Origin of the sequence: Achromobacter sp. Marseille-Q0513 (assembly GCF_018195695.1) — a bacterium.
Taxonomy (GTDB): domain Bacteria; phylum Pseudomonadota; class Gammaproteobacteria; order Burkholderiales; family Burkholderiaceae_B; genus Achromobacter.
In genome coordinates this window covers 1-3,696 of sequence record NZ_JAGTJY010000310.1, presented here as the reverse complement: position 1 = coordinate 3,696, position 3,696 = coordinate 1, and the positions used below count along the sequence as shown (strand labels likewise).

The following is a 3,696-nucleotide window of genomic DNA, read 5'->3' as shown; positions in this document are numbered from 1 at the left end:
GCCCAGCTTGAAGCGGTGGCGCACCACGAAGAACTGGCGCACGGCCGCGCCGCCCAGCATGATCAGCAGCAGCACCAGCCAGTTCTGCGGATGGGTGTAGGTGACGCTGTAGTGGTTGCTCATCATGGCGAACACCACCGGCAGCGTGAAATAGGTGTTGTGCACGCTGCGCTGCTTGCCGCGCTGGCCGTGCACCGGGTCCACCGGCAGGCCGGCCTTCATCGCGGCGACGTTCTTGCGCTGGCCGGGAATGATCCAGAAGAACACGTTGGCGCTCATGGTGGTGGCCATCATGGCGCCCACCAGCAGGAAGGCGGCGCGGCCGGCGAACCAGTGACAGGCCAGCCACGAGGCCGCCGCGATGAACACCGCCACCAGCGCGCCCACGACGACGTCGCCGTGCTTGCCGCGGCCGAACAGCCGGCAGATGCCGTCGTAGACCAGCCAGAAGACCACGAAGAAGGCCAGCGCGACGGCCACGGCGGTGCCGGGCTGCCAGTCCATTTTTGATCGGTCTATCAGGTAGGTGCTGGCGTTCCACAGGTAGGAAACCGTGAACAGCGCGAAGCCGGTCAGCCAGGTGCTGTAGCTTTCCCAGAACGACCAGTGCAGGTGCTCGGGCAGCCGCTTGGGCTGTACCGCGTATTTCTGCATGTTGTAGAAACCGCCGCCATGCACCGCCCATTGCTCGCCGCCGACGCCCTTGTCCAGCGACTCCTGGTCGCGGGGCTTTTCCAGGCTGTTGTCCAGCATGACGAAGTAGAACGAGGCGCCGATCCAGGCGATCGCGGCGATGATGTGGGCCCAGCGCAGCAGCAGATTGACCCAATCCAGGTAATAGCCTTCCATTTACGCTCCCGCAGTGGGCAGAGCCGGCCATGGGCTCTGCCGCACTGCTTACCACCGCGGGCGCTGTAAGCAGAAAACAGATCGCGCACAAGGCCCGTCGGACCCCGCACCGCTGCGATCAAGATACGAAAATTGTATGCAAAGTGTGGCGGCAAAACTACCCCCGCAGGCGTCCCGACGGCATCAGGAATACCCTGATCCTGGGCGCCTGCCACCCGGCGTCATGAGCCGCGATAGGTGGAGTAGCTCCAGGGGCTGACCAGCAGCGGCACGTGATAGTGCTGGTCCGTGTGCGCCACGCCGAAGTCCAGGCTGACCCGGTTCAGGAAGTTGGGTTCGGGCAGGGCCACGCCCCGCTGCCTGAAATAGCCGGCCACGTCGAAGACCAGCCGGTAGGTGCCGATCTTCAGGTCCTGCGCGGTGTACAGCGGCTGGTCGCTGCGGCCGTCGTGGTTGAGCGCGAAACGGCGGATCAGGGTGGCGTCGTCGCCCTGCGTGGCGTAGAGCGCCACCTCCATGCCCTGCGCGGGACACCCGTGCATGGTGTCGAGTACGTGCGTGGTCAAGCCCATCTTGTCTCCTTGGCTGGCCGCGGGATCGCGGCGCGAGCCATGTTTATATTTGATTTTTCAAGCGGTGGCGATGCGCAGCAGGTTGGTGGTGCCGGCCTTGCCGAAAGGCATGCCGGCGATGATCGCCAGCGTCTGTCCTGCGCTGCAGAAGCGCTCCTGCGTCGCCACGGCGCAAGCCAGGCGGGTGGACTGTGCGATGTCGGTCACGTCGTCCACATGCACGGAATGCACGCCCCACACCAGCGTCAGCCGCCGCGCGGCCGCCAGGCTGGGCGTGAGACTGAGCACCGGCGCCTCGGGCCGTTCGCGCGCCGCCCGCAGGCTGGTGGCGCCGGAACTGGTGAAACAGACGATCGCAGCCGCCTTGAGCAGCGCGGCGGCGTGGCGCATCGCGCAGCACACGGCCTGAGCCGTGTCCGATTGACCCGGCACGGCGGGGGAGTGCGATGCGTCGATCAGTTGGCGGTACTGCGGATCGGCCTCGGTGCCCTCGATGATGCGGCTCATCATCGCGACCGCGGTCTGCGGATGCTTGCCGGTGGCGGATTCGGCCGACAGCATGACGGCGTCCGCGCCGTCGTAGATGGCAGTGGCCACGTCGGAGGCCTCGGCGCGCGTGGGCACGGGGCTCTCGATCATGGATTCCAGCATCTGCGTGGCGACGATCACCGGCTTGCCGGCGCGGCGGCAGCCGCGCACGGCGCGCTTCTGGATCGCGGGCACCTGTTCGGCAGGCAGTTCCACGCCCAGGTCGCCGCGCGCCACCATCAGCGCATCGGCCTGGGCGATGATCTCGTCCAGCCGCTCGACCGCCGAGGGCTTCTCCAGCTTGGCGATGATGCGGGCGCGGTCGCCGATCCGCTCGCGGGCCTCGATGATGTCCTCGGGCCGCTGCACGAAGGACAGCGCGATCCAGTCGGCGCCCAGCGCCAGCGCCGTGTCCAGGTCGCGCAGGTCCTTGGGCGTGAGCGCGGAGATCGGCAGCACCACGCCCGGCACGTTGACGCCCTTGCGTTCGGACAGTCGTCCGCCCACCAGCACCTGGGTGTCCGCGCTGGCCGCGTCGCAGGCGTCGACGCGCAGGCGCAGGCGGCCGTCGTCCAGCAGCAGCTCGGCGCCGGGCACCAGCGCGGCGAAGATCTCGGGGTGGGGCAGGCAGACGCGGTCGGCGTTGCCGGGGCGCGGGTCCAGGTCCAGGCGGAAGCGCTGGCCGGGCTGCAATTGCGCCGGCCCCTGCGCGAAGGTGCCCACGCGCAGCTTGGGGCCTTGCAGGTCGGCCATCACGCCGATGGGGCGGCCGGTCTCGGCCTCGATCTCGCGCAGGATGGCCATGCGGACCGCGTGATCCTCGGCGCTGCCGTGGCTGAAGTTCAAGCGGAACACGTCCACGCCGGCATGGAACAGGCTGCGGAGGGTGTCGCGGTCGCTGCTGGCTGGACCCAGCGTGGCGACGATCTTGGCGCGGCGGTTGCGGCGTAGGGACATGGCTCAGGTTCTCTGCGTGGAAGATGGGGCGGGGGCTTGCGCGACGTCGGGCCAGGGGTCGCCGGGCTTTGCGTCGATGAGGATGGCGCGGAAGTCGTTGACGTTGGTGCGCGTGGCGCCGGTCACGATCGAGGCGCCCAGCGCCTTGAAGAAACCGTGGCCGTCGTTGTCGGCCAGGGCCTGCGCGGGCTTGATGCCCAGCGCCCAGGCGCGCGCCAGCGTCTGCGGGCCGATGCGGGCGCCGGCGATGTCCTCGGCGCCGTCCACGCCATCGGTGTCGGCCATCAGGGCGTGGATGCGCGGATGGCCGCGCAGCGCCAGCGCCAGCGACAGCAGGCATTCGACATTGCGCCCGCCGCTGCCCTGGCCGCGCACGGTCACGGTGGTTTCGCCGCCCGACAGCAGCACGCAGGGCGGGCGGAACGGCTGTTCGCGCTCGGCGGCTTGCAGCGCGATGCCGGCCAGCACCTTGCCGACGTCGCGCGCCTCGCCCTCCAGCGCGTCGCCGAGGATGTGGGCGTCGTAGCCGGCCTGGCGCGCGACGGCGGCGGCCGCCTCCAGCGCCATCTGCGGCGTGGCCGCCATGCGGATCTCGGCGCGCGCCAGGCGCGGATCGCCGGGCTTGACGGACTCGGCGCGGCCCGAGCGCAGCGCGTCCAGCGCGGCCTCGGGCAGGGCGATGCCGTAGCGCTGCGCAATGTCCAGCGCGTCGGCGCAGGTGGTGGGGTCCGCGCAGGTGGGGCCGGACGCGATGTCCAGCGGCCGGTCGCCCGGCACGTCGGACATCAGC

At 69.8% G+C, this 3,696-nt stretch carries 4 protein-coding genes; all 4 read right to left on the bottom strand.

What is annotated here, in order from left to right:
• Nucleotides 1-849 (bottom strand): urate hydroxylase PuuD (locus KDH83_RS29990; protein ID WP_212322527.1); only part of this gene is annotated, 849 nt, incomplete at its 3' end.
• A 221-nt stretch (nucleotides 850-1,070) separates the two neighbouring features.
• On the bottom strand, nucleotides 1,071-1,421 hold the full coding sequence (gene uraH, locus KDH83_RS29985) for a hydroxyisourate hydrolase (protein WP_212322525.1): 351 nt from the start codon (nucleotides 1,419-1,421) through the stop codon (nucleotides 1,071-1,073).
• 57 nt (nucleotides 1,422-1,478) lie between these two features.
• Complete coding sequence (pyk, locus tag KDH83_RS29980) at nucleotides 1,479-2,906, bottom strand: pyruvate kinase (RefSeq protein ID WP_212322523.1); 1,428 nt, start codon at nucleotides 2,904-2,906, stop codon at nucleotides 1,479-1,481.
• Nucleotides 2,907-2,909: 3 nt separating this feature from the next.
• A partial coding sequence (locus tag KDH83_RS29975; protein ID WP_212322521.1) for an MOFRL family protein occupies nucleotides 2,910-3,696 on the bottom strand: 787 nt, incomplete at its 5' end.